General features: G+C 68.7%; 19 protein-coding genes. 9 read left to right on the top strand and 10 right to left on the bottom strand.

What is annotated here, in order from left to right:
• Positions 1-24 precede the first annotated feature (24 nt).
• On the bottom strand, positions 25-447 hold the full coding sequence (locus BN976_RS22015; RefSeq protein WP_036373904.1) for a hypothetical protein: 423 nt from the start codon (positions 445-447) through the stop codon (positions 25-27).
• Between the two features lie 30 nt (positions 448-477).
• Here BN976_RS22015 and BN976_RS22020 point away from each other — a divergent pair, with 30 nt between their 5' ends.
• Positions 478-672: a hypothetical protein gene (locus BN976_RS22020; RefSeq protein WP_036373906.1), complete on the top strand. Its 195-nt coding sequence runs from the start codon at positions 478-480 to the stop codon at positions 670-672.
• 50 nt (positions 673-722) lie between these two features.
• On the opposite strand, the gene BN976_RS22025 is transcribed toward BN976_RS22020, so the two are convergent.
• Positions 723-1,874 carry an IS30 family transposase gene (locus BN976_RS22025; RefSeq protein ID WP_109489638.1) on the bottom strand — a complete coding sequence of 384 codons (1,152 nt, stop codon included), beginning with the start codon at positions 1,872-1,874 and terminating at the stop codon, positions 723-725.
• A gap of 373 nt (positions 1,875-2,247) precedes the next feature.
• On the opposite strand from BN976_RS22025, the gene BN976_RS22030 reads away from it, so the two are divergent.
• Positions 2,248-4,158 carry a DUF1214 domain-containing protein gene (locus tag BN976_RS22030; RefSeq protein WP_109489639.1) on the top strand — a complete coding sequence of 637 codons (1,911 nt, stop codon included), beginning with the start codon at positions 2,248-2,250 and terminating at the stop codon, positions 4,156-4,158.
• Between the two features lie 6 nt (positions 4,159-4,164).
• Here BN976_RS22030 and BN976_RS22035 read toward each other — a convergent pair whose 3' ends face one another.
• Entirely contained in the window at positions 4,165-5,100 is a 936-nt protein-coding gene (locus BN976_RS22035) for a DUF808 domain-containing protein (protein WP_036373908.1), read from the bottom strand.
• A gap of 217 nt (positions 5,101-5,317) precedes the next feature.
• On the opposite strand from BN976_RS22035, the gene BN976_RS22040 reads away from it, so the two are divergent.
• Positions 5,318-6,391 (top strand): hypothetical protein, encoded by a 1,074-nt coding sequence (locus BN976_RS22040; RefSeq protein WP_011779176.1) that lies wholly within the window; start codon positions 5,318-5,320, stop codon positions 6,389-6,391.
• A 43-nt stretch (positions 6,392-6,434) separates the two neighbouring features.
• Positions 6,435-7,139: an HAD family hydrolase gene (locus tag BN976_RS22045; protein WP_199558991.1), complete on the top strand. Its 705-nt coding sequence runs from the start codon at positions 6,435-6,437 to the stop codon at positions 7,137-7,139.
• On the opposite strand, the gene BN976_RS22050 is transcribed toward BN976_RS22045, so the two are convergent.
• From BN976_RS22050 to BN976_RS22060, 3 genes are all read right to left on the bottom strand, one after another.
• Entirely contained in the window at positions 7,129-9,954 is a 2,826-nt protein-coding gene (locus tag BN976_RS22050; RefSeq protein WP_036373910.1) for an MMPL/RND family transporter, read from the bottom strand. The two genes, BN976_RS22045 and BN976_RS22050, sit on opposite strands and share 11 nt — an antisense overlap.
• 177 nt (positions 9,955-10,131) lie before the next feature.
• The gene (locus BN976_RS22055; protein WP_011779173.1) at positions 10,132-11,151 is read right to left on the bottom strand and encodes a TAXI family TRAP transporter solute-binding subunit; all 1,020 of its coding nucleotides are present in this window, start codon (positions 11,149-11,151) and stop codon (positions 10,132-10,134) included.
• Positions 11,148-13,181 carry a TRAP transporter permease gene (locus tag BN976_RS22060; RefSeq protein WP_036373912.1) on the bottom strand — a complete coding sequence of 678 codons (2,034 nt, stop codon included), beginning with the start codon at positions 13,179-13,181 and terminating at the stop codon, positions 11,148-11,150. The genes BN976_RS22055 and BN976_RS22060 overlap by 4 nt, the downstream gene beginning before the upstream one ends.
• 103 nt (positions 13,182-13,284) lie before the next feature.
• Here BN976_RS22060 and BN976_RS22065 point away from each other — a divergent pair, with 103 nt between their 5' ends.
• Positions 13,285-14,241, top strand: a complete 957-nt coding sequence (locus tag BN976_RS22065) for a DNA polymerase domain-containing protein (protein WP_036373914.1) — start codon at positions 13,285-13,287, stop codon at positions 14,239-14,241.
• 2 nt (positions 14,242-14,243) lie between these two features.
• Here the strand turns inward: BN976_RS22065 and BN976_RS22070 are convergent, their stop codons facing one another.
• The 3 genes from BN976_RS22070 to BN976_RS22080 form a co-directional block, all read right to left on the bottom strand.
• Entirely contained in the window at positions 14,244-14,555 is a 312-nt protein-coding gene (locus tag BN976_RS22070) for an STAS domain-containing protein (RefSeq protein ID WP_036373916.1), read from the bottom strand.
• Positions 14,555-18,712: a SpoIIE family protein phosphatase gene (locus BN976_RS22075; protein WP_036373918.1), complete on the bottom strand. Its 4,158-nt coding sequence runs from the start codon at positions 18,710-18,712 to the stop codon at positions 14,555-14,557. Before BN976_RS22075 ends, BN976_RS22070 begins: the two co-directional genes overlap by 1 nt.
• Before the next feature lie 100 nt (positions 18,713-18,812).
• Complete coding sequence (locus tag BN976_RS22080; protein ID WP_011779168.1) at positions 18,813-19,094, bottom strand: DUF4242 domain-containing protein; 282 nt, start codon at positions 19,092-19,094, stop codon at positions 18,813-18,815.
• Between the two features lie 173 nt (positions 19,095-19,267).
• Between BN976_RS22080 and BN976_RS22085 the strand changes: the two genes are divergently transcribed.
• Together BN976_RS22085 and BN976_RS22090 are read left to right on the top strand one after the other, a co-directional pair.
• Positions 19,268-21,856, top strand: coding sequence for a helix-turn-helix transcriptional regulator (locus tag BN976_RS22085; RefSeq protein ID WP_036373920.1), 2,589 nt, complete (start codon positions 19,268-19,270; stop codon positions 21,854-21,856).
• Positions 21,857-21,976: 120 nt separating this feature from the next.
• Complete coding sequence (locus BN976_RS22090) at positions 21,977-22,831, top strand: class I SAM-dependent methyltransferase (protein ID WP_036373923.1); 855 nt, start codon at positions 21,977-21,979, stop codon at positions 22,829-22,831.
• 22 nt (positions 22,832-22,853) lie between these two features.
• Here BN976_RS22090 and BN976_RS22095 read toward each other — a convergent pair whose 3' ends face one another.
• Positions 22,854-23,414: a TetR family transcriptional regulator gene (locus BN976_RS22095; protein ID WP_036374289.1), complete on the bottom strand. Its 561-nt coding sequence runs from the start codon at positions 23,412-23,414 to the stop codon at positions 22,854-22,856.
• Between the two features lie 77 nt (positions 23,415-23,491).
• Here BN976_RS22095 and BN976_RS22100 point away from each other — a divergent pair, with 77 nt between their 5' ends.
• Entirely contained in the window at positions 23,492-24,385 is an 894-nt protein-coding gene (locus BN976_RS22100; RefSeq protein WP_036373925.1) for an SDR family oxidoreductase, read from the top strand.
• A 46-nt stretch (positions 24,386-24,431) separates the two neighbouring features.
• A complete protein-coding gene (locus BN976_RS22105; protein ID WP_036373928.1) occupies positions 24,432-25,595 on the top strand; it encodes an LLM class flavin-dependent oxidoreductase in 1,164 nt (387 codons plus the stop codon).
• Positions 25,596-25,662 lie beyond the last annotated feature (67 nt).

Consider the following 25,662-nt stretch of genomic DNA (forward strand, 5'->3'; position numbering starts at 1 on the left):
GTGCAATCTCGCGCGCACCCGAGGCTAGGTGAGCAGCAGGACGCCTCCGGTGACCAATGCGACCACCTTGACGAGTTCGAGCGCGACGTAGACGTAGTGCGCCCGCGAACGGGGCCCCTCGGCACCGGCCAGCACCTCATCGGAGCGCCGGGTCAACGCCGGGCGCACGAACAGCAGCTGCGCGGCCAGCATCGCGGTCGCGGCGAGCAGTGCGACCAGCGCCGCCGTCGCGTCGCCGTGGATCAGCGTGGCGGCCAGGGCCACTGCCGCGAGAACGCCTTCACAGGCGTTGAGCGCGCGGAACACCCGGCGTCCGATGCCCAGCCCGATCTGCAGTGTGACGCCCGGGGCGCCGAACTTCAGCGGAGCCTCGAGGAAAGAGATGGCCAGCACCATGCCGAGCCAGACGAACGTCGCTGCGATGGCGACACCGAGAGCACCATTCACGGGGCGAAGCCTAGGTGACATCGTGAAGCGATGGACAGTGATCGCGTCGCCGAACTTGAGCGCTGGGAAGACGCCGGGGCGGTGTGGCGGGTGATCGGCCGCAACGCCTCCGCTGTGACGGTGGCGCTGCTGCGCTGCGACGGCGGCGAGGAGGTCGGCCGGTTCACCAGCACCGACCCCCGCCTGCTGGCCTTCATCGGCGATCGGCTCAGCAGCGAGGACTGAACCTCTTGCCTCGCCGAGATTGCCAATAGCGCGGGAAAACCCGCTTGGATTCAAGCGGTGGCTGCAACGAATGTGGACGGGTCTGAGAGTAGTCGGTCGAGTTCTTCGGCGGGGGTGCGCCAGTTGTGGCGTTTGCGGGGTCGGGCGTTGAGTTCGGCGGCGACCTGGTCGAGCCAACCGGGACCGTAGAACGACAGGTCGGTGCCTTTGGGGAAGTACTGACGGAGCAAGCCGTTGGTGTTCTCGTTGGTGCCGCGTTGCCAGGGGCTGTGCGGATCGCAGAAGTAGATCGGCAGCCCGGTGGCCTCGGTGATCTTGGTGTGCAGCGCCATTTCGCGGCCTTGGTCCCAGGTCAGGGAGCGGCGCAGGATCTCAGGTATCTCGGGGATCTTGGCGCTGATCGCCTCGGCCAGGGTGGCGGCGGTGTGGTCGCCGGGCAGGTGCAGCAGGACCACAAAACCGGTGGTGCGTTCGACCAAGGTGCCGATCGCCGAGGCCGAAGCAGTGCTGCCCAGGATCAGATCTCCTTCCCAATGGCCGGGGATCGCGCGGTCATCAGCTTCGGCGGGCCGCTCACTGATGTTGATCATGTCTTTGAGCTTGCCTCGTCCAGTCTCGTTGCGGCCCTGAGGTTTCCGCTGGGTCCGGCCGCTACGCAGCGCGGTCTTGACCAACTTCGCCAGCTCACCGCGGGGCTGGACGTAGATGGCCTGGTAGATCGTCTCGTGTGACACCCACATCTCCGAATCGTCGGGAAAATCTTCCCGCAGCCGGCCCGCGATCTGCTCGGGACTGTGCCGCTTCTCCAAGCGTGCCACCACCTCGGCCAACAGTGCCGGGTTGTCCTCGAGCTTTCGGGGTTTGGGCCGTTGACGGTTGGCCTCGGCCACGTCCTGGCCGAGGCGGGCTCGATACCCCGACTCGGTCATTCCCTTGCCGATCTCACGGCTGATGGTGTCGGGGTGGCGACCCAGCACCTCGGCGGCCCGCGGTGGGGCACACCCGGCCTCGAGCAGCTCTTCGAGACGGTAACGCTCGGTGAACGTCAACGGCGCTCGCGGCCGAGGCGCTCGCGCGGTTGACTCCTCGACAGGGACAGCTGTTCTGGGCACATAACCAGCCTGTTTGACCCAGATCGCGCCGGCGTTCTCCGACACGCCGGCGATCACTGCAGCCTGCGCGGTCGACGCTCCGGCTTTCATCGCCGACCAGAACGCCTCCCGAGCCGCCGCCGAGTACCGGGTACCTCGGTGTTTGAGATTCGCCGGGATACCGGCCTCTTTAGCCCACTTCGACCCCTGCTGGTGGGCCACCCCGGCCACCGTCGCTGCCGCCGACTGCGACAAACCCGACCTCAACGCACCCAGGAAAACCTCACGCGCAGACGCACACCCCGCAACATCACCGCTGCCATGACCGCCAAAACCCATCGAGCAACACTCCTAAACAAATCAGGCGTTGCAGCGACCGATTGAGTCTGAGCCGAAAAAAGACCGCGTGGAATGCGATTTCGGCGGGGAGAGGGCGGTTGCGGCGTTACCGTACGGGCGGGGGTCAGCACGGAAGGACGCCGCTTTGACGACGACGCCGCAGCATCCGGTCAGCCCGTTGTCCCGCCACGGGCGGTTCGTCGGCCGTGTCGGAGGGCTCGCGGTGGCGCTCGGGATCGGCATCGCGATCGCCAACAGCCCCGCCGTCGCGGCCGCCGACGACGACACCACGAGCTCGGAGTCGTCGTCCGCGTCAACCGCGGACAGCGACACGACCTCGAACACCCCGACCGACACCGACAGCGACAGCGACAGCGAAGAGTCGGGCGACGCCCAGGAGCCGGACCAGACCGACGAGGACGACCCGGCACCTGACGTCGAAGACGAGGAGCGGCGGACCCGGGTCACCGTCGACGTCCCCTCCCCCGAGTCCGAGGCCGACTCCAAGTCCGAGTCCGAACCCGAATCCGAGGCCGAGGCCGAATCCGTCGATCGCGGCGACTCCGCCGATGACCCCGTCAGCCCCGAGCCGGCGGCGGTCTGGGCACTTGCCGGATCCGCACGCCGCGAGACCGCTGTCGAGTCCCCTTCGATGACGCAGGACATCCAGGCGGCGGCCACGGCCAGCCCGCTGGGCACCGAACAACAACTCGAGGCCGAGCAGATCGCCGCCGAAACGGTGAAGACCTGGCCGGTGCGGCTGATGAAGTTCGTGTTGAGCGTGGGCTGGCTGGCGACAGCGCATCGCGAGTACAGCGAGATCAACGGCCCGGACTGGGACAACCTCTGGCAGCTGCACCGGGCCGTCGACGAGTACGCGATGGGCACCGCCTTCCAGCAGCAGCTGCTCAACCCGATGACGCCGACCGTGGTCACCCAGGTCGCGCCGCCGCACAGCTGGTACGGCCGGGACGTCGAGGGCTCCCGCATCCTCTACGACAACCCCGACACGATCTACCGCTTCATGGGCGTGAACATGACCTCCACCTACGTGATCAAGGGCCAGTTCGTCGGCGTGCACCCGGCGGACACCAGCTTCAGCGTGCTCACCGGACTGTCCGGCGTCACCGCGGACTACCTCAGCGGCCGCGACATCGACATCGCACCGGACGGCTCGTTCACGATCACCGTCAGCGGCGCACCCGCCGCACCGGGCCAGGCCAACCACCTGCAGCTGACCGCGGACACCACACTGATCGCGGTGCGCAACACCCTGTCGGACTGGACCACACAGACGCCGATGAGCCTGACCATCGAACGTTTGTCGGGTCCGCGGAACAGCCTGTTCAGCCAGCTCGGCGGCTTCGCGATCCCCGGGCTCGGACCGATGGTGACGAAGAGCCCGCTGCTGACCACGCTGGTGTCGTTGATCCCGCCGATGAAGGAGCCGCCGCGGATTCTGCGGGGCGTGTTCGCGGCGGTCATCATGGGGCTCGGCCTGGGGATGGAGTCCAAGTACATCAAGGTCGCCACCACCGACCCGGCGACCGGTGACCGCGTCGGTCCCAACCACCTGCCCAACCCGTCGCGCAACGCCGAGTTCCTGGCCACTCAGTTGCAGAGCGCCGGGTACTTCCAGCTGCGCGACGATCAGGCCATGGTCGTCACCATCGTGCCGGGCAATGCGCGCTACTTCGTCGTCCCGATCACCAACCTGTGGACCGTCACGGGGAACTACTGGGACGAACAGACCAGCCTGAACAACGCGCAGGCCGTCGCGAATCCGGACGGCAGCTACACGTTCGTCATCTCACCCACCGACACCGGTGTCCACAACTGGGTGTCGACCGGCGGATTGAACAAGGGCACGATGTCGATCCGCTTCCAGGACCTCGACCTGGCGTCGTCGGTGACGCCGACGGTGAGTTCGGTGGTGGTGCCGGTGTCGGACCTGGCGGCGGTCCTTCCGCCGACGACGGCATACGTGACCGCGGCCCAACGCCAGAGCCAGCTCAGCGTCCGTAAGGCGGGCTTTGACCGTCGCTTCGCGGACTGAACAGAGTCAGTGCTTGTCCTTGCGTCCGATCGGCAGCACGTGCATGACCGCGACGACGATCAAGCCCACGACGAGGCCGACGACCGCCGAGGCGGCGGTGTTGACCAGCCAAGCCAGCACGGCGCCGACGCCGCCGACGTGGTGGACGTACTCCTCGGCGTGGTGGACCAGGCCGTAGGGCAGGTGCCAGCCGAGTGCGTCGGTGCCGACGAGCAGGATGTGCCCGCCCACCCACAGCATCGCCACCGTGCCGATGACCGACAGCGCCGAGAGCAGCTTCGGCATGCCGGCGACCAGGCCGTGACCGATCTTGTGGGCGAACGGCGAGGAGCGCTGGGTCATGCTCAACCCGATGTCATCCATCTTCACGATGCCGGCGACGACGCCGTACACCGCCGCGGTGATCACCACGGCGACGACGAGCAGGATGAGCAGCCTGGGCAGGAACGGTTGGTCGGCCACTTCGTTGAGTGCGATCACCATGATCTCGGCCGACAGGATGAAGTCGGTGCGGATGGCGCCGGTGACCATGAACTTCTCGGCGTCGGCCCCGGAGGCCGCGGCGGGCGCGCCGTGCTTCTCGTGGCCGCGGATCATGCCCCAGACTTTTTCGGAGCCTTCGTAGCAGAGGTAGGTGGCGCCCAGCATCAGGATCGGGGTCAGAAGCCACGGCACGAACTGGCTGAGCAGCAGCGCGGCGGGAAGGATGAAGACGATCTTGTTGCGCAGCGAGCCGATCGCGATGCGCTTGATGATCGGCAGTTCGCGTTCTGCGGCGATGCCGTGCACGTATTGCGGCGTGACCGCGGTGTCGTCGATGACCACACCGGCGGCCTTGGCCGTCGCCTTACCCGCCGCAGCGCCGATGTCGTCGACGGACGCGGCCGCGAGTCGAGCGAGCATCGCGACGTCGTCGAGGAGCGCGAACAGTCCCCCGCTCATCCGGTCACCGTGTGCGCGTCGGCGGTCATGGCCGGAAGGTTACCCAACGGATCCGGGCAAGACCCGCCGCGGCCGATCTGCCGCCGACACGCCGGCCCGAAACCGGCCGACACGCAGAAAGGCCCTCGCGCTGACCTGCACGTGCGCTAGTTTTAGGGACTGATCACCAACGGCCGTCGCTCGTCAGTGCCCCTGGGATCGATCTTGGGGGTGCGTGATGCCGAATTCGATTCGTCCATGGGTCACGGCGGGGGTCGCCGTTGTCGGCGTGGGCGTCATCGCCGTCGCCCCGCTCGAGCCGGTCACCCCCCGGACCGGGATTCAGATCACGAGCGCGGCGCTCGAACTCGCCGCCGCGGCCCCCTTCGACTACTACCCCCGGGTCGTCTCGCGCTCGCTCGCCAACGCCGGCGATCGGCTCGGCGAGTATCTGGCCGCGCCGTTGCCGATCGTCCGGGCGGTCGCCGACAACCAGTACGAGGCGTTCGCCGAGCTCGTCAACGCCGTCGGCGCCGGTGACGTCGCGGCGGTCCTGCGGGCCGTGGTCCGGGCCATCGCCACACCCGTGGTCAATCTGGCGAAGGTGGCCGGCAGCGGTGAGCCGTTCCGCACCGTGGCCGGCGTCATCGCCCGGTTGGCCCTGCCGGTCGTCAGTGGCGCGCTCGCCGCGGGCGCCGGTGTCGCCGACGTCGTCGAGGCACTGCTCGACCTGGATCTCGTCGCCGCGTTCAACGCCGTGACCAACCTCCCGGCGCGGATCGTCGACGGTCTCCTCAACGGTCGCGTCGACGGGGTCGACGACACCTACTACGGCCTGTTGACCCCGGCGATCGAGGCGCCGGTCGTCGATCAACTGACCGGACCGGTGGAATTCCTCATCGACTCGCTTCAGGACATCGGCGACACCATCTCGTCACCGACCGGCGTCGGAGCGGCCGAGGTGCCCGCCGTAGGCGCTGCGACGGTGACACTGCCCGCCGTGTCTGTGGCGCAGGACCCCGCGTCGTCGGGCGGGAAGAGTCCGGCGCAGCCGGCGCCGACAGCCCCGCCCGGGACTCCGCCCGACCCGGGTTCCACACCCGACGATGCGGAAGCGGAATCGCCCTCGGCCCCTGAGGGTCCCGGCGCCGAGGACGACGCGGATCCGTCACCGAGCCCCGCACCCGAGGAAGAGGACCAGGATTCGCCGACCTCGACCGCAGAAGACGCGACGGCGGGCGGCGCGGGTCCGGACGCCGCGGCGGACGACGGATCGCCGGACTCCGGAGCGACGGACGACCCCGGCCAGTAGCGGTCTGCCGCGTCGCCGAGTTTGAGTCGGGCAGGTCGGGGTAATGCCTCGCCCCATTAGTAACGAAAAACCGTCCCCCGCAGTCCTTTTTGACGTCGATGGGACCCTGGTGGATTCGAACTATCTGCATGTGTACGCGTGGCTGCGCGCCTTTGATGCCGAAAGCGTTCCGGTGGACAGCTGGCGCATCCACCGCTGCATCGGCATGGACGGCACCACGCTGGTGCGCGCCCTCGCCGGGGATGCGAGTGAGCGCGTGCTCGACACACTCAAGGACCGCCACAGCGAGTTCTATCGGGAAACCGCGAGTCTGCTCGCCCCGCTCCCCGGTGCGCGGGACCTGCTCCGCCGGGTCGCAGGACTGGGCCTGCAGGTCGTGTTGGCGACCTCGGCGCCCGAAGACGAACTGCGAATGCTGCGTGAGGTTCTCGACTGCGACGATGCGGTGGCGGCGGTGACGTCATCCCAAGACGTCGACACCGCCAAACCTCAGCCGGACATCGTGGCTGTGGCGCTCGACCGGGCCGGCGTGACCGCCGACGACGCGGTGTTCGTCGGTGACGCGGTGTGGGACTGCGAGGCCGCCAGACGTGCCGGTGTGCCGTCGATAGGTGTGCTGAGCGGCGGCGTGTCCCGGGCCGAGCTGCGCGAGGCCGGCGCGAGGGACGTCTTCGAGGACGCCGCCGAGCTGCTGACCGAACTCGATTCCACCGTGGTCGGCGAGTTGGCCGGCCGCGTCAGTGGTTGAGCGCGGCCAGCCTGCGTTGGGAGGCGTGACTGCGCACCTTCTGCGGCCACCAGAACCAGCGCCCGAGCAGCGCAGCCACCGCCGGCGTCATGAACGACCGCACGATCAGCGTGTCGAACAGCAGTCCGAGCGCGATCGTGGTGCCGACCTGCGCCATCACCTTCAGGTCGCTGAACGCGAACGAGGCCATCGTGAACGCGAACACCAGACCGGCCGACGTCACCACCGATCCGGTGCCTGCCATCGAGCGGATGATCCCGGTCTTCAGCCCACCGGCGAGCTCCTCCTTGAACCGCGACACCAGCAGCAGGTTGTAGTCCGAGCCGACCGCGAGCAGCAGGATGACCGCCATCGGCAACACCATCCAGTGCAACGCCAACCCGATGATGTGCTGCCACAGCAGCACCGAGAGCCCGAACGACGCTCCGAGCGACAGCAATACGGTGCCTACGATGACCGCGGCTGCCACGACACTGCGGGTGATGATCAGCATGATCACGAAAATGAGTGTGACAGCTGCGATTCCGGCGATCAGCAGGTCGTAGTTCGCGCCGTCGCGCATGTCCTTGTAGGTGGCCGCGGTGCCCGCGAGGTAAACGGTGGAGCCCTCCAGCGGCGTGCCCTTGATGGCCTCCTTGGCCGCCGTCTTGATCGGCAGCACGCGTGAAATGCCTTCCACCGTTGCCGGATCGCCCTCGTGGGCGATGATGAAGCGCACCGACTTGCCGTCCGGGGAGATGAAGTTCTCGATGCCCCGCTTGAAGTCGTCGTTGTCGAACGCCTCCGGCGGCAGATAGAACGAGTCGTCGTTCATGGAGTCGTCGAAGGCTTCCCCCATCGCGTCGGCGTCCTCGGACTGCGACGCCATCTGGTCCTGCAGGCCCTTTTGACTCTGATACATCGTCAGCATCATCGACTGCATGTTTCGCATCGACTCGATCTGACTGGGCAACAGGGCAATCAGTTGCGGCATCAGCGCATCGAGGCGTTCCAGGTCCGGTATCAGTTCCTGGATGTCGTCGGTCAGCGGGTTGATGCCGTCGAGGGTGTCGAACACCGACCTCATCGTCGCGCAGACCGGGATGTTGTAGCAGTGCGGTTCCCAGTAGAAGTAATTGCGGACCGGGCGGACGAAGTCGTCCAGATTGGCCAGGTAGTCCCGCACTTCGACGATGTCGACAGCCGTCTTCTTGGTCTTGGTCACCATGTCGTGGGTGGCGGCCGACATCTGCGTCATCAGGCTCTGCATCTTCGTCATCGTGTCGACGTTGGTCTGCATCGCATCGGCCTGCACCAGCATGTCGGCCATCCGGTCCTGCATGTACTTCTCGTTGAGCCTGCTCGTGGTGCTGCGCATGCTCATCTGGAACGGGATCGTCGTGTGCTTGATCGGTTTGCCGTCGGGGCGGGTGATCGTCTGCACCCGCGCCACCCCGGGCACCCGGAAGATGGCCTTGGCGATCTTGTCGATGACGAGGAAGTCCGCGGGGTTGCGCAGGTCGTGGTCGCTCTCGACCATCAGCAGCTCGGGGTTCATCCTGGCGCTGCCGAAGTGCCGGTCGGCGACGGCGTAGCCGACGTTGGCGGGGACGTCCTCGGGCAGGTAGTCGCGGGAGTCGTAGTTGGTCTTGTAACCCGGCAGCGCGACGAGCCCGACCAGTGCCAGCGCCAGCGTGGCGGCCAGCACCGGACCCGGCCAGCGCACCACCGACACCCCGATACGCCGCCAGCCGCGGGAGCTGATGGCGCGCTTGGGGTCGAACAACCCGAACCGGCTACCGATCGCCACCACCGCGGGCCCGAGTGTCAGCGCCGCCATGACCGCGACGAACGTGCCCACCGCGCACGGCACACCCATCGTCTGGAAGTACGGCAGCCGCGTGAAACTCAGGCACAGCATGGCCCCGGCGATGGTGAGTCCGGAGCCGAGCACGACATGCGCAGTGCCTCGGAACATGGTGTAGTACGCGGTTTCCCGGTCCTCACCCGCTCCCCGGGCCTCCTGATATCGGCCGATCGCGAAAATGGCGTAGTCGGTACCCGCGGCGATCACCATGAGCGTCAGCAGGCTGGTCGCGAAGGTCGACAGGCCGATGATCTCGGCATTGGCGAGAAACGCGACGATGCCCCGCGCCGCGCCGAGTTCTGCGAACACCATGAACAGGATCAGGACCATGGTGGCCACCGACCGGAAGACGAGAAGCAGCATCACCGCGATCACACCGATGGTGATCAGCGTGACCCGGAAAACGCTCTTGTCTCCGGCGTTGTGCTGGTCGGCCACCAGCGGTGCGCCACCGGTCACATACGCCCTGAGCCCGGGTGGTGCCGGGGTCTGGTCGACGATCTCGCGGACCGCGGCGACCGCCTCGTTGGCCCGCGGCTCCCCCTGATTGCCCTGCAGGTACACCTGCACGTACGCCGCCTTGCCGTCGGTGCTCTGCGCACCCGACGCGGTCAGCGGATCGCCCCAGAAGTCGGCGACGTGCTGCACGTTGGCGGTGTCGGCCTCCAGCTTGCCGATGAGTTCGTCGTAGTAACGGTGCGCCGCGTCGCCGAGCGGCTGCTCGCCCTCGAGCACGACCATGGCGCTGCTGTCGGAGTCGAACTCGTCGAAATTCGCGCCGACGCGCTCCATCGACATCATCGACGGCGCGTCGTTGGCGCTCATCCCGACGGTGTGTTCCTCGCCTACCTTCTCCAGCGAAGGGACCGCCACGTTGGTGAGCACGGTGAGCGCAATCCAGCCGAGCACGATGGGCACCGCGAGCAGGTGAATGATCCTGCCGATCCCGGACCGTCCCGCATCCGCCAACTCCGCCGCCCCCGATCAGGCCCTAGATCGGCCCACCAGAAGCCGTTCCCGTGACACGTCTACGTGCCGCGTGTCATACATCTAGTCCGTCAAACCATCTCCTGTCAACGGACGATTGACAGGAGATTCACAGCTCGACCTGCGGGTTCCCCTCACCCTTCCCGGGCTGCGGTGGGGTCAGCCGGCCGCGCCGAGTTGATCCAGGGCGTGCTGCGCGCCGCGGTTGAGCGGCACAGGATCGGTGTCTCGGGCGTTGTCGAGGTTGATGCCCTTGGCCGCGCCGACCACCTGCTCCAGTTCGGGTTTCTTCTCGAACAGGGTCTTGGTCAGCACGCAGGCCAGGTTGGCGTCGAGGTCCTCGCGCACCAACAGCATGTTCGGCACGACGATCGTCTTGACGTCGGCGGGCAGCTGATAGGTGGCGGCAGGGATCACGCCTTCCTCGTAGGCGGGGCTGATCTCCGACATCTTGGGCAGCTGTGGCGTGATGTCGATGAAGACGACGTCGTCGCGCGACGTCGTGAGCAGGTCGGTGATACCCGGAGTCGGGAGACCACCGGACCAGAACAACGCATCGATGGAGCCGTCTTTCACCCCGTCGACGGTCTTCGCCAGGTCGAGTCGCTGTGCGGCAACGTCGGATTCGGGATTCAGACCGGCCGATTGCAGCAGCCGGTTGGCGATGACCTCGGTGCCCGACCCTGGCGACCCGGTGGACACCCGCTTGCCACGCATGTCCGCGATCGACGTGATACCGCTGTCCGTTCTGGCGATCACCTGCGTGTAGTTCGGATAGATGCGTGAGATCGCCTGGATGGGCTGCTTTTCCCCGTCGAAGCTGCCCTTGCCCTCGACGGCGTCGGCTGCGGTGTCGGCGAGGGAGAAGGCCACCTGGTAGCTGCCGCCGACAAGCTGCTGGATGTTCTGCACCGACGCCCCGGTCTCCGCGGCGGTGGCCTTGACCCTGCCGTCGGTGGCGGCCGAGATCTGCTCGGCGTAGGCGTTGCCGAGCGAGAAGTACACACCCGTCGAGTTGCCGGTGGCGATGCTCACCCGGGTGTCGGAGCCGACCTCGCAGGTGATCTCGCCGCCCGAGTCCGCGGTCGGGGCGTCCTGCCGGCCGCCGCAGCCGGTGGCGGCGGCTCCGACGAGCACCAGCGCCGCCAACCCCGCCCACGCCTGGGTCGCACGTTTCATGTCCGTCTCCTCTTGTCGGTGATGAAGGTGAACGCGACTGCACCGAGCAGACACGCCGATCCCGCCGCGATGGTGGCGGGCTGCAGGAACAGCAGCAGCAGCGCTGCGATCGCGGTGAACGCCCGCGGGACCGGGGCGAGCGCGCCGACGCCGAGCACCCAGCCACCGGCGGCGAACGACAGCGCGACGATGCCGGCGCATGCGGCGACCGACGCCCAGATCACGCCGAGGACCGGCCCGCGGCCCAGCAGGTACTCCCCCGGAGCCGTCAACACGAACGCGATGGGCACCAGAAAGGCGGGTGCGGCGTAGCGCAGCGCCTGCCACATCGTCGGGATGGCCCGCCCGCCGGTGACCGCCGAGGCGCCAACGGCCGCCAGCGCGGTCGGCGGGGTGACCTCCGAAAGCACCGAGTAGTAGAAGACGAACATGGCCGCCGCGGGTGCGGGCACATCCAGCGCGAGCAGTGCCGGTCCGATGATCACCCACCCGATCACGAACGACGCGGTCACCGGTATCGCGAGCCCGAGAAGTGCCAGCGCCACCGCGGCGAAGACCGCTGTCAGGGCGAGCATCAGGGTGCGGTTGTCGGTCAGCGCGTCCACCCCGCCCACCAGGACCGACGAAAACTGCGCTCCCAGACCCGTTTTCGTGGTCATCGCGGTGATGACACCGGCAGCCGCACAGACCGCGACGACGGGAAGTACGCCGCGAACGCCGACGCTGAGGGCATCGAAGAGCCGGCGCGGGGTCAGCCTGCCCCGCCGGTCCAGGAACGACAGCACGAACGCCAGGGCCGTCGCGTAGACGACCGCCCGGGTGGCCGACATCCCGGCCGCCAGCAGCACGACGATCGCGACCAACGACGAGAAGTGATAACCGAAGCGGGCCAACAACTTCCATGGCGATTCGCTCTGCTGATGGGCGGGCTTCATGCCGAACCGCCTGGCGTCGATCTCGACGGCCAGCAGGATGCCGAGGTAGTACAGCACGGTGGGGATCATCGCCCAGCCGAGCACCGTCAGGTAGGACACCTCCAGGTACTCGGCGACGATGAAGGCCGCCGCCCCCAGGGTGGGCGGCGACAGCAGCGCACCGACCCCCGCGGCGGCCAGCACACCGCCGGCACGTTCGGGCGTGTACCCGGCCCGGCGCATGATCGGCCAGGTGATCGCGCCCACGCTGACCGCCGTCGCGGTGCCCGAGCCGGAGACGGTGCCGAGCAGGAAACCGGACGCGACGGTGGTGCGGCCCGCCGCGCTGCGCGAGCGCCGGAACGCGGCCACCGACAGGTCGACGAAGAAGCGCGCTCCGCCCGAGAGTTCGAGTACCGCACCGTAGATGGTGAACAGCACGATGTAGGTCGCCGCGACATCGAGCGGGGTGCCGAAGAACCCGCTGCCCGAGTTGTACAGCGCGTCGATGATCTGGTCGAAGTCCAGGCCGGCGTGGGCGATCGCCCAACCCTGCGGCATCAGGCCGCCGTAGTAGCCGTAGGCCAGGAACATCGCGCACACGACCGGCAGTGCCCACCCGGTGGTTCGCCGGCACGCCTCCAGGATGAGGACGAGAAGCAGCGCACCCATCGCGACGTCGATCGGTTCGAGCATGCCCTGCCGGTCCAGGAACGCGTTGTAGCCACCGCCGCCGGCGCCGATGCGCACCGGCAGGATCGGGTACAGACAGACCAGCAGGGTGACCAGCGCCAGCGACCAGTCCAGCGCTCCCGGTTCCTGCTGCGAAGAACGGGACGACCGAATTCCGGACCGGTAGACCAGGAACACCAGCGGCAGCGAGCCGGCCAGGAACACGATCAGGTAGTACTGGCTGCCCTGCGACAGCGGCCGAAACACCTGCCAGATCGTCAGGATCGCGACGCCGAACGCGACGCCGGCGACGAACCGCTGGGTCCACCCGCGCAGCTCGCGGGCCGGCTTCTCCTGATCGTCGACCTGCGGCACCGCAGGCGGTTCCGCGGTGGCGACCACCGTCGGCGGGCCGCCGGGCTCCTCGGCTGAGCTCCGGTCCATAACCGTGCACACGTTATGCCGCGAACGTGGGGTGCGCGGCCGAATCTCGACTTCCGTTGGCAGAGAACATGTGCCGCAGATGCGTGGCCCGTAGGCTGATCCGATGGGGACCAGCGAGAAGCGTGACGGCGTCGAGCTGACCAACCTCGACCAGCCGTTGACCGACGACGCCGGGGCGACCAAGCGCGACCTTGTCGACTACCTGGACGCCGTCGCCGACCGCATTCTGCCGGTGCTGGCGGGCAGGCCGCTGACCGTACTGCGGGCGCTGCGGGGCCGCGCGCCGTTCATGCAGAAGAACGTCCCCAAGTACACCCCCGAATGGGTCCGCACCGTGGCGATCTGGGCGGAGGCGTCGCACCGGGAGATCCGTTACGCGGTGTGCGATGACCGGCGCACCCTGCTGTGGCTGGCCAATCAGCGCGCCATCGAATACCACCCGGCACTGGGACCGGCCGATGACATCTACCGCCCGACGCATCTGGTCCTCGACCTGGACCCGCCGGGCGGCGCCGACTTCGCTGCGGTGGTGGCGGTCGCGCACCTGGTGCGGCAGGCGCTGACCGACAGCGGGTTGACGGGCGCGGTGAAAACCAGCGGATCGCGCGGCATCCACATCTTCGTGCCCATCGACGACAGCGCACCCGTCGACGACGTCGCGGCCGCCACCCGCGCGCTGGCCGCCCGCGCCGAGGCACTCGATCCGGCCGTCGCCACGACCGCGTTCATCGTCGCCGACCGCGCAGGCAAGGTGTTCATCGACGCCACCCGCGCCGGCGGCGCGACCGTCGCCGCCGCCTACAGCCCCCGGCTTCGTCCCGGCACCCCGGTGTCGTTTCCGGTGGCATGGTCGGATCTCGACCGTGTGCGGCCGGCGGATTTCACCGTGCACACCGCTGTCGACGCCCTTGCCGGCAGCGACCCGTGGGCGGACGCGATGCCCGCTCCACAGCGGCTGCCGGGCGCGCTGATCGAGCACGGCCGGACGATCCCGGTGGCCCGGGTGGCGGCGATGCACGAAGGGAAACGGCGGGCCCGCGCTCGCAGGGCGAGCGGCTAGCGCTACCCGCCGGCCGGCTTCACGGTGGTGACCTTGGTCAGGCCGCTGACCGTCAGCACCGGCAGCAGGATCGGGTTGACCACAAGTTCGATGGAATCGGCGCGGTCGAACAGCACGTTGATGGCGCCGCTGTCCAGATAGTCCACTGCGCTGAGGTCGATCTGCAGGGGCGCTCCGTCTGTTCCCGCCGTCACCGCAGCGTCGATGGCTTCCGAGAAGTCCGCGACATTGCTCAGGTCCAGCTCGCCGACGGCGATCAGCGCCACCGAACCGTCATCCTTTCGGTCGGTGCGCAGACGCAGCGGTGTTGCCATCAAACGATCCTGGCGTTCATGTGCACGGTGGTGCCGGTGGTTTGCGAATCGATGGTGACATCGTGCATCAACGCCCGCATCAGTGCGATGCCCCGACCGCGGTGCAGCGCCGGAACCGTCGCAGGCGGCTTCCACGTCCCGCTGTCGACGACGGTCACGTGCACGCGGTCGGGTAACGCGATCGCACGCAACCGGACCGGACCGCGCGGTTGCTCGCGGTGGCCGTGCTCGATCGCATTGGCCAGCGCCTCGCCGGTCGCGATCAGCACATCGAGGGATTGTTCGGCGCCGACACCGGCCCGGTCCAGCCAGCCGCGCAGCGCTTCGCGGCCGACGGCCAGCTCTGCGACGTCGGCGGCGAACTCCAGATCCAACGGGGCCGGTTGCCGATAGAGCAGCAGCGCGACGTCGTCGTGGTATCCGTCGGCCGGCGCGAGGCCCGCCATGACGGCGTTGGCCAGCTCGTCGAGCGCGGTGGCGCGGTTGTCCTCGACGACGCCGGCGGCCCGGGCGATGCCGTCGTCGATCGATTCCCGCCGGCGTTCCACCAGGCCGTCGGTGTAGAGAAGCAGCGTTGCGCGCGGCGCCATCGTCTCCCGCGCCTCGGTCCGGTGCGGCGGATTCTTCAGCCCCAGCGGCGTCGCGCGGGCCTCCTCCAGCAGGCGCGTGGAACGGTCGGCGCCGATCAGGATCGGTGGTGGATGCCCCGCGCATGAGTACACGACCTCGCCGGTTTCCGGGTCGAGCACGGCGCAGAACGCCGTGGTGCACCGTGCTCCGGGCAATCGCGCGGCGAACCGGTCCAGCCCCGACAGAGCCGCCGCCGGACTGGGATGTTCCAGCAGAAGGGCACGGCATGCGCTGCGCAGTTGACCCATGATCGCAGCGGCGGCCAGGCCGTGTCCGACACAGTCACCGACGATCAGCGCGATGCGGCCGTCGTCGAGGTCGACGACGTCGTACCAGTCGCCGCCGACCTGCAGCGGCCTGGTGGCCGGCTGATACCGGACGGCGAAGCCGCCGGACAGCGCCGGCCCGAGGATCGCGTGCTGCAGCGCGAGCGCGGTCTCACGCTGCTGGTCGATCTGCTGGACACGCTGCAGTCCCTGGCCGAGCCTGCCGGCCAGCACCGTGAGCAACGTGTGGTCCTCGGCGGTGAACCGCCGCCGCTCGAACAGTTCGACGTAGATCACCAGTACGCCCTGTGGATGCTGGAGCGCGACACCGGCCGCTCCTGCGGTGGACGTGTCGGGGTCCAGCAGATCGTCGTCGCGCAGCGCGGTGATGCGCTCCCGGGTGTGTGCGGGCAGGTCGCTCCACCGTGCGGGTTCGCCGGCACACACCAGGTGCGGATCGACGGGCGTCTCGGTGTCCACGGGATAGCCGTCGGGCCATGTGACGGCGAGAACGCGGCGGGCCCGCCACACGGCGGCGAACTCCGCGGTTGCGGCCCGCACCGCGTCGCCGAGGGTGTCGGCCTGCGCGAGGCTCTCGTTGAGCGAGGCCAACGCGGTCTCGCGCTGCACCACGAAGTGCTCGGCGCTGACGTCGCGCACCGTGCCGACGACGACGTCACCACCGGTCTCGGGATCCTCGGCGTGCGCGAAGGTGGCCGTGACCCACAACCGGTGCCCGTCGCGGTGCGTGACGGGCACCGCCGTGATCGTCCCGCGCCGGTTCCCCAGCAGGCTGTCGAACGCCTCCGCCACCTGTCGGTGGGCGTCGGGATCGTTGTCGGCGGACGGCCACCACGGGTGCATGGGCCGGTACGGCAGCCCCGCGCGGTCGTAACCCAGGATCTCGGTGAAGGCCGGGTTGATCTCGATGACGGCGCCGTCGGCGTCGCAGACGAAGAATGCCTCCTGCAGCGAGTCGACAAGCGCTGTGCGCCACTGCGCGTGGTGGTGACGCAACCGCGCGAGCTCGACATTGGTTCGCACCCGCGCGAGCAATTCGGCGGCGGCGAAGGGCTTCACGAGGTAGTCGTCGGCACCTGCCCGCAGGCCGCTGATGGATTCCTGCTGCCCGGCGCGGGCGGACAGCAGCAGCACGGGGGTGGCGGCGGTGCGCCGGTCGGCGCGCAACTCCGCGACCAGGCCCAGTCCGTCGAGTCGCGGCATCATCACATCGCTGACCACGATGTCGGGCGCGCCGGCCCGGATCGCCTCAAGCGCCTCCAGTCCGTCGGCGACCGCGTCGACCCGGTAGCCGTCGGAGCGCAGCAGCCGGGTCAGATACTCGCGCATGTCGGCGTTGTCGTCGGCGACCAACACCCGTGCCGACGCGGAGGTCACGGATCCGGTTGGGGCATGCGCTGATTCGTCGTCGGCCTCGGTGTCGGCGGGAATCCACCGCAGCGCCTCCTCGACGTACGCGTCCGCCCCGCCGGCAGCTTCGCGACCGTCGCCCACCGGAGCGACCGCGTCGTCGGGCAGGTGGGCGGCGCCGAACGGCATCCGGATCGTGAACGCGGTGCCCTGCCCTTCTGCACTGTCTGCGACGATCGTCCCGCCGTGCAGACCGATCAGTTCCTTGACCAACGCCAGTCCGATCCCGCTGCCCTCGTTGGAGCGGGCCTTCGCGTTCTCGATCCGGTGGAACCGTTCGAAAAGGCGCGGCATTTCATCGGCAGGTACGCCGGTTCCCGTGTCCGCCACCACGACCACGGCCTGGTGCCCGTCCCGGCGCACCCGGACCGAGACGGCGCCCTCAAAGGTGAACTTCAGCGCATTCGACAGCAGGTTGAAGATGACCTTCTCCCACATGTCCCGGTCGACATAGACCACCTCGTCGAGCGGATCGCAGTCGATGTCGAAGGTGAGCCCGGCGCGCTCGACGGCAGATCGGAACATGCTGGCGAGCTCGGCGGTCAAGGCCCCGAGATCGACGGGTTGATAGCGGGCCTGCGTGCGACCGGCCTCGATCCTGGAGAAGTCCAACAGCGTGTTCACCAACTTGGTCAGACGCAACCCGTTGCGCCACACCACATCCAACTCCCGCCGTACCGGCTCGTCGATGCTCTCGGCGCGGCGCAGCTCCGACACCGGGTCCAGGATCAACGTCAACGGGGTACGGAACTCGTGACTGATGTTGGAGAAGAAGGTGGTCTTGACCCGATCGAGCTCGGCGAGCTCCTCGGCGCGCCGCTGTTGGGCACGGTAGCTGCGGGCCAGCCCGATCCCCGCGGCGATGTGCCCGGCGACGAGGGTGAGGAAGCCTCGATACCCGTCGTCCAACAGCCGGTAGCGGTTGAGCCCGACGACCAGGAATCCGCTCGGCGATCCGCCCTGGTGCAACAGCGGCACGACCAGTGCCTGGGCGGGTGGTTCGCGCCAGTCCCCCGTCGGCAGCGACGGATACGAGTCGCCGTCGAGGTCGACCAGCACGGACTCGCTGCGCGCCGGCTCCGCGACGGGCCACATCCCGCCGCCGTCCGCACTCAGCCGCGTGGGCACCGCGGGGTGTTCCGGCGCGATGCCGCTCGTCCCCGCCAGCCGCGCGGATCCGTCACCGTCGAACAGATAGGTCAAGGTGAAAGGCAGGTCCCGCAGGTTCTGGCCCAGCTGCTCGTCGGCGAACCTCAGGATGTCGACCTCGGATCGGACCAGGCTGAGATCCGATCCGAGATCACGCAATGTCGCCATCCGGCGCTCGCCGATCACCCGCTCCGTGTCCTCGCTGACCACACACAGCATGCCGACGACCCGTCCGTCGTCGTCGCGTAGCGGACTGTAGGAGAACGTGTGGTAGGTCTCCTCCGGATAGCCGGAACGTTCCAGGAACAGCAGCAGCGCGGTGTCCCACGTCGCCTGACCTGTCGACAGCACCCGTTCGATTCGCGGACCGATGTCGTCCCAGATCTCGGCCCACACCTCACTCGCCGGCCGGCCCAACGCCCACGGATACTTACGTCCAAGGGTGTCGCGTCGGTACGCGTCGTTGCAGAAGAACGTCAGCTCCGGTCCCCACGCCATCCACATCGGGAACCGGGACGACAGCAGGATGCTGGCCGCGGTCAGCAGGCTCTGCGGCCACCGGCTCGGCGGTCCGAGCGGCGTAGCCGCCCAGTCGACCCTGGCGTGATCGCGGCCGACCTCCCCGCCGTCGGCGAAAATACCTGCGGGCGAGAAACTCTCACCGCGGCCGTCGCCCGTCACAGGCGCTCGGCCGACGTCGGGGCGGCAGCCATCACCCTGGCGAGCGTTCGGCACGCGGCATTGCCGCATTATCCCACCGGAACGCTCGAACCAAACCGGTTCAGATGGGCTTTCCCGCCGTCTGCGGGCCGAACTCGTTGGCCACCGGCACGACGACGTCGGCCGGGAAACCGCCGCGGCGCGCATGCTCGCGGACAGCCTCCTCGTCATCGGCTTCGTGGATGCAGTACACCTTGTCACCGGCGACGTAGCTGGTGAGCCATCGGTACGGAACGCCGAGCGACGCCATTGCGGCGTTTGACTTCTGGGCGATCTCGGCGAGCTGCTGCTCGGTGAGTTCCGAGGCGCCGGGGATCTCCCGCTCGATGAGGAAGCGTGGCATGGGGCTCTCCTGACACTTGTGGTCGGGCCGGTGATGTCCAGCCGGCCATCACCCACCATGGGGTGCGACCGCTGCTCCCGTCATCGGGGATACCTACCCATCTGCGGCCGCGGCGTCCGCCGGAGCGGCCGTTTTACCTGGTAAAGCGGGTCCGTTGCGGATAGCATCGGGCGGTGACGCTCACCGAGCGTGAGCACGAGCTCGACGAGCTCGCGGCCCGGTACGCCGCGGCATGCAAGGGCCGCGGCGGCGCAGTGCTGGTGTGCGGCGAATCCGGTGCGGGCAAGACCTCATTCGTGGAGGCGTTCGTCGCGGGGTTGCCCGCCGGCACCCGCGTGCTGTGGGGAGCCTGTGATCCGCTGTCGACGCCGAGACCGCTCGGCCCGCTGCACGACCTCGCCGCCAATTTCACTGCCGCGACCCAGAGCCATCTCAGCAGCGGTCAGCCGTACGACATCTTCGCCGCGGTGCTCGACGAACTGCGAACGCAGCCGGCGGTCCTGGTGCTCGACGATCTGCACTGGGCCGACCAGGGCACCATCGACCTGATGCGGTTTCTGCTGCGCCGCGCCCCCCAGTCGCACCTGCTGACCATCGGGATCCTGCGTGACGAGGAGGTCAGCGTCACGCATCCGCTCCGTGCACTGTTCGGCGACATCGCGCGCTCGTCGCACGGTCAGTCGCTGACGCTGCCTCCGCTGAGTGTGCGGGCCGTCGAGACGTTGATCGGCGACCGCGACGTCGATCCGGAGCGGCTGCACCGGATCACCGGAGGCAACGCCTTCTTCGTGTGCGAGATGCTCGACCATGACGGCGCGGACCTGCCCACCTCGGTCCGCGACGCGATCCTCGCCCGCACCGCCGACCTGGATGCTGCCGCGTGGGATCTACTCAACCTGTTGACCTGCGCGCCCGGCGCCATCGGCGACCATCTGCTGACCGGGCTCGGGGTCACCCTGCCTGCGCTGCGGGCCCTCGATCAGGCGAAGCTGATAAAGCGCGACGCCCGGGGAGTGGCGTTCCGCCACGACCTGTGCCGGCGCGCGATCACCAGCGTCATCCCGCCCGGTGCCGAGCCCGGCCTGCACCGCCGTTTCCTCGATGCCCACCGCGACGCGCACGATGAGGATCCCGCCGTGCTGACCCACCACGCGCTCGGCGGCGGCGACCGGGCACTGATCACGACCGCCGCGGCCCAGGCCGGTCGGGCGGCCGCCCGGTCGGGGGCGCACACGCAGGCGTGTGAGTTCTTCCAGATCGCCCTGGAGCGCGGCGGTCTGCTCGACGACGGCGCCGAGGCCGAGCTGCTCGAGCGACTCGCCGAGGAGTACTACCTGACCGATCGCCTCGAGGACGCGATCAGTGCGTGTCGTCGCGCGATGCGGATCCGCCGCGACACGCGGGCGCCCGTCGCGGTGAGCGCGAACCACCACTCGCTGGCGGTGTACGAGTGGTACAGCGGCAACCGCGCGGTCGCCGACGAGCATGTCGCCGAAGCGATCGCGGCACTCGCCGATGTCGACGCTGAACAGGATCCGTCCTGCCTCGGCCAGCTCGGGCACGGCTTCGCGATGCAGGCATTCCTGGCCGTGCAGTCAAGCCGGGTCGACGCCGCCCGCAAGGCACTGGACCGGGCCCGCGAAATCGCCTCCCGGGCAGGCGATCCGAACCTCTCGGTGCGGGTGCGCCTGATCGGGTACTACTGCGACATCTCGGCCGGAGAGTCGCTGGTGCGCGACCGACTGCTGTCCGAACTGGCGGCCGGGCCACGACACATCGACGAGACCTACTCCGGCGGCTACACGAATCTGACCTATTACGACGTCGAACACCGCCGTCTCGGTGAGGCGGCCGCGGTGCTGGGCACCAGCATCCCGCTGATGGTCGAACACGACCTCCCGATATGCCGCGTGGTGCAGCTCGGCTCCCGCAGCCGGCTGAACCTGCTCGTCGGTGACTGGGACGACGCACTCGCCGATGCCGACGCGGTGCTGAACAGCCGCAGCGCTCCGCTGGCACGGACCTGGCCGCTGCTGATCCGGGGCCTCGTCGCGTTACGCCGCACAGGTGACGACGGTGGCGTCATCGACGACGCCTGGCAACTCGCCCGTCGGTTCGGCGAGCTGGTTCGGCTGTTGCCGGCCGCGTCGGCGATCGCCGAACGCGTCTGGCTGACGGGCACATACGACAAGAGGCTGGACGGATGCCACTCGATGCTGGCCGAGGCCCCGGCCAGGGGTCTGGAGTGGGCGCGCGGCGAACTGGGAATGTGGTTGCGTCGCGTCGGCGCGGCGGATTCTCCGGTGTCCGATGTGGCTGAACCGTACGCGCTGTTGTCCGACGGCTGCCACGAGGCCGCCGCGGCCGCGTTCCACCGGCTTTCGACGCCCTATGACGCGGCGTTGGCGCTCGTCGAATCCGGGGAGCCCGCGGCCGTCCGCCGGGCGCTCGACGCCCTCGACCGGCTCGGGGCCGACGCGGTGGCCAACAAGGTGCGTGCGGATCTACGGGCCACAGGCGCGACGGCGGTGCCCGGACCGCGGCGGGCGTCGACGCTGTCCAACCCGGCCGGGCTCACCGTGCGGCAGGTGGAGGTGTTGCGCCTGCTCGGCGACGGCCTGACGAATGCCGAACTGGCTGAGCGGCTGTTCCTTTCGGTCAAGACAGTCGACCACCATGTGTCGGCGATCCTCACCAAGCTCGATGTCACCAAGCGGCGCGACGCGGTGCGCAGGGCCAGAGAGGTCGGCATCCTCACCTGAGGAGGTGGTGATCAGCAATATAGGTAGTCGCCCCCGATGCGGCTCGGCCCCGGGTGGGCGATCGTTCCCTGCAACCGGTCGGCGCGACCGTGCAACACCTTCGACAGATTCGAGAGAACAATGACCACTGCGAATGCCGGCGTGGCGAGCGACCCGGACGCCGACCGTCAACTCAAGGCCAAGCACCGCGCGCTGTGGGCATCGGGAGACTATCCCGCCGTGGCCGTCGATTTGATCCACTCGCTCGGGCCACGGCTGGTCGAGGCCTGTCGGGTGGGTCCCGGCCAGCGGGTTCTCGATGTCGCTGCGGGCTCCGGCAACGCCGCCATCCCGGCCGCGGAAGCCGGCGCCACCGTGATCGCCGGAGATCTGACACCGGAGCTGTTCGAGGCCGGGCGGGCGACCGCCCGAAGGCGCGGTGTCGAGGTGCAGTGGATGGAAGCCGACGCCGAGGCAATGCCGTTCGCGGACAACGACTTCGACGTGGTGATGTCATGTGTGGGCGCGATGTTCGCGCCGCACCACCAGGCAACCGCCGACGAGCTCGTGCGCGTCACCCGCCCCGGCGGGACGATCGGTCTGATCAACTGGACCCCGGAAGGCTTCATCGGCAACCTTTTCGCGACGATGAAGCCCTACGCGCCCCCGCCGCCGCCGGGAGCCAGCCCGGCACCGTTGTGGGGCAACGCCGAACATGTCCGGGAGTTGTTCGCCGACAGGGTCACCGACCTGCAAATGCAGCGTCAGACCGTGGTCATGGACCACTGCGCGACACCGTTGGAGTTCCGCGAGTACTGGAAGGCCAACTACGGCCCGACCATCGCGACGTACCGGTTCAACGCCGACGACGCCGAGCGGGTGGCGGCCCTCGACCGTGACTTCCTGGCCTTCCTGGAGCAGTGGAATCAATCCGGGGAAACGGGACGGACCGCCTACGAGGCCGAGTACTTGTTGGTGACGGCCACGAAACGCTGAACCTTGCGACGCCCGCCCCCACTCACGCGACGATGCGTCTCAGGTCGGCGAAGGCGTCAGCGATGAGCGTGGGCAGCGGAGCGCCGCCCGGGGACTGGACCCAGCGCTCGAACGCCACGCGGAAGACCGCGAGCCCGACGTCGGCGGCCAACCGGGCCGCGGGCGCCTCGACCCCGCGCTGACGAAGCGCCTCGGCCAGGCTGTCTGCGAGCGTGGCGAGCTTGATCAGCTCGCGTTCCCGCAGACCCGGATTGGCGTCGATCACGGCTTGCCGCTGCCGGGCGCGGTCACCCCGTCCGTCGAGTGCCGAACCGGCCGCCGTCAGCGCCGCGGCCACGACGTCGAGCGGCGGGTCCGTGTCTTCTTGAGCGGCAACGCTGTCGGTCACCAGGTCGATCAACGCCGCCTGACCCGAGAACAGCACCTCACGCTTGTCGGCGAAGTGCCGGAAAAAGGTCCGTTCGGTCAGGCCGGCCCGCTGGGCGATGTCGTCGACCGTGGTCTGGTCGAAGCCCTGGCGGGTGTAGAGCTCCAGCGCAGCCTGTTCCAGGCGCTCCCGCGCGTTGGGCTGCCATCGGCTCATCCGGAGATCGTAGCCGGGAATGACAGCGGCTGACATCAGCGTTACGGTGACGACAGTCGCTGACATCGGAGGTACTCATGAAGGTTTTCGTCACCGGGGCATCAGGCTTCATCGGGTCGGCGGTCACCGCCGAACTGCTCGGCCACGGGCATCACGTCCTCGGGCTGGCCAGGTCGGACGCTGCGGCGCAGCGCATCACAGCTGCGGGCGCCGAGGCGGTGCGCGGCGATCTCGACGACCTCGACGCCCTCGAGGCGGGCGCGTCGGCGGCCGACGCGGTCATCCACCTGGCCTTCCAGCACGATTTCACCGCCTACGACACGGCAGCCCGCGTGGACCGTCGGGCGATCGAGACCCTCGGCGAGGCGCTGGCCGGATCCGATCGCGCCCTGGTGGTCGCCTCTGGGATGGCCGGACTCGGGCGGGGACGGATCCTGACCGAAGACCAGGCCGCACCCCCGGACGCCCCGAGAGAATCCGAGCCGGCCGTGTTCGCCTTCACCGACCGGGGCGTCCGCGCGGCCGCGGTCCGGTTGGCACCGACCGTCCACGGAGAGGGCGACCACGGATTCGTCCCCACGCTGATCTCGATCGCCCGCGCCACCGGCGTGTCGACCTACCCCGGCGACGGATTCAACCGGTGGCCCGCCGTCCACCGGCTCGACGCCGCGGCACTGTTCCGGATCGCCGCGGAGGACGCTCCCGCCGGAACCCTGCTGCACGCGGTCGCCGACGAAGGAATACCGGTCCGGCAGATCGCGGAAGCCATCGGCCACGGCCTCGACGTCCCGGTCGAAGCCACCACTGCACAGGCGTCGATCGACCGCGCCGGCTTCATCGGCGCCGTCTTCGCGATGGACCTCCCGGCGTCGAGCGCGCTGACCCGCACGCAATTCGGCTGGCAACCCACGCATCCGGGTCTGCTCGCCGACCTGTCGCAGGCCCACTACTTCGCCACGCCGGAGGCATGACCACAAAAGCCGCCTGCGAGGCCGCGCGGACAGACAGAATGGCTAGATGCGCTTCGGAAATTTCATGGCCCCGTTCCATCCCGTCGGGCAGAACCCGACCCTCGCCCTTGAGCGCGACCTCGACCTGATCGCAACGATGGACCGCCTGGGCTTCCACGAAGCGTGGGTGGGTGAGCACCACTCGGCCGGCTTCGAGATCATCGCCTCCCCCGAGGTGTTCATCGGCATCGCGGCCGAACGCACCAAACACATCAAGCTGGGCACCGGGGTCAGCTCGCTGCCGTACCACCATCCGCTGCTGCTCGCCGATCGCATGGTGCTACTCGACCACCTGACCAGGGGTCGGGTGATGTTGGGTTGCGGGCCGGGGCAGCTCACGTCGGACGCGCACATGCTGGGAATCCCCGCCGATGCCCAGCGGCCGCGCATGGAGCAGTGCCTGGACGCGATCGTGCGCCTGCTGCGCGGCGAGACCGTCACCATGCACACCGACGGGTTCACGCTGCAGGATGCGCGCCTTCAGCTCAAGCCGTACAGCGATCCGTGCTTCGACATCGCGGTCGCGGCGTCGTTCTCCCCCACGGGTCCGCGCGGCGCCGGACGTCACGGGATCGGCATGTTGTCCATCGCCGCGACCGCCAAACAGGGCATGGATCTGCTTGCCCAGCACTGGAACACGTGGGAGGAGGTGGCACGGGAGCACGGTCACGTCGCAGACCGGTCGAAATGGCGGCTGGTCGGGCCGATGCACCTCGCGGAGACGCGGGAGCAGGCCGAGCGCGACGTCGAGTACGGAATCGCGCAGTTCTCGCAGTACTTCTCGCACATCCTGCCTGCCGGACCGGTCCAGGGCGACACGCCCGTCGAGATCATCGCCAACAACCACGCCTCCGGTTTCGCGGTGATCGGCACCCCGCAGGACGCGATCGCGAAGATCGAGGAGTTGGTCGAGGCGAGCAACGGCGGTTTCGGCGCCTTCCTGCTCTTCGACCACGACTGGGCTCCTCCCGCGGCGAAGCTGCGCAGCTATGAACTGTTCGCGGAGTACGTGATACCGCATTTCACCGGCCAGCTCAGCGCACCCATCGCGTCGCGCGACTGGGTCACCGAAAGCGGTCGCACTTTCGTCGATCAGGCCGCGCATGCGATCGGCAAGGCCATCGAGGATCACGCCGCCGAACAGCAGGCCAAGTCGCCCTCCCCCAGTTAGCGCTCGCCCGAACGGTATTCGATGACCGAGCAATCTGGTGATCTCGGTTCAGTCCTGCGCGATCATC

Source organism: Mycolicibacterium austroafricanum, assembly GCF_000612725.1.
In the GTDB taxonomy this organism is placed as follows: Bacteria; Actinomycetota; Actinomycetes; order Mycobacteriales; family Mycobacteriaceae; genus Mycobacterium; species Mycobacterium austroafricanum.

Coding starts and splice junctions, on each gene's coding strand:
- BN976_RS22060 (WP_036373912.1), bottom strand. CDS start 13,181: ATGGACCGGAGCTCAGCCGAGGAGCCCGGCGGCCCGCCGACGGTGGTC.
- BN976_RS22025 (WP_109489638.1), bottom strand. CDS start 1,874: ATGAAAGCCGGAGCGTCGACCGCGCAGGCTGCAGTGATCGCCGGCGTG.
- BN976_RS22080 (WP_011779168.1), bottom strand. CDS start 19,094: ATGCCACGCTTCCTCATCGAGCGGGAGATCCCCGGCGCCTCGGAACTC.
- BN976_RS22020 (WP_036373906.1), top strand. CDS start 478: ATGGACAGTGATCGCGTCGCCGAACTTGAGCGCTGGGAAGACGCCGGG.
- BN976_RS22035 (WP_036373908.1), bottom strand. CDS start 5,100: ATGAGCGGGGGACTGTTCGCGCTCCTCGACGACGTCGCGATGCTCGCT.
- BN976_RS22065 (WP_036373914.1), top strand. CDS start 13,285: ATGGGGACCAGCGAGAAGCGTGACGGCGTCGAGCTGACCAACCTCGAC.
- BN976_RS22095 (WP_036374289.1), bottom strand. CDS start 23,414: ATGAGCCGATGGCAGCCCAACGCGCGGGAGCGCCTGGAACAGGCTGCG.
- BN976_RS22090 (WP_036373923.1), top strand. CDS start 21,977: ATGACCACTGCGAATGCCGGCGTGGCGAGCGACCCGGACGCCGACCGT.
- BN976_RS22100 (WP_036373925.1), top strand. CDS start 23,492: ATGAAGGTTTTCGTCACCGGGGCATCAGGCTTCATCGGGTCGGCGGTC.
- BN976_RS22105 (WP_036373928.1), top strand. CDS start 24,432: ATGCGCTTCGGAAATTTCATGGCCCCGTTCCATCCCGTCGGGCAGAAC.
- BN976_RS22040 (WP_011779176.1), top strand. CDS start 5,318: ATGCCGAATTCGATTCGTCCATGGGTCACGGCGGGGGTCGCCGTTGTC.
- BN976_RS22070 (WP_036373916.1), bottom strand. CDS start 14,555: ATGGCAACACCGCTGCGTCTGCGCACCGACCGAAAGGATGACGGTTCG.
- BN976_RS22045 (WP_199558991.1), top strand. CDS start 6,435: ATGCCTCGCCCCATTAGTAACGAAAAACCGTCCCCCGCAGTCCTTTTT.
- BN976_RS22055 (WP_011779173.1), bottom strand. CDS start 11,151: ATGAAACGTGCGACCCAGGCGTGGGCGGGGTTGGCGGCGCTGGTGCTC.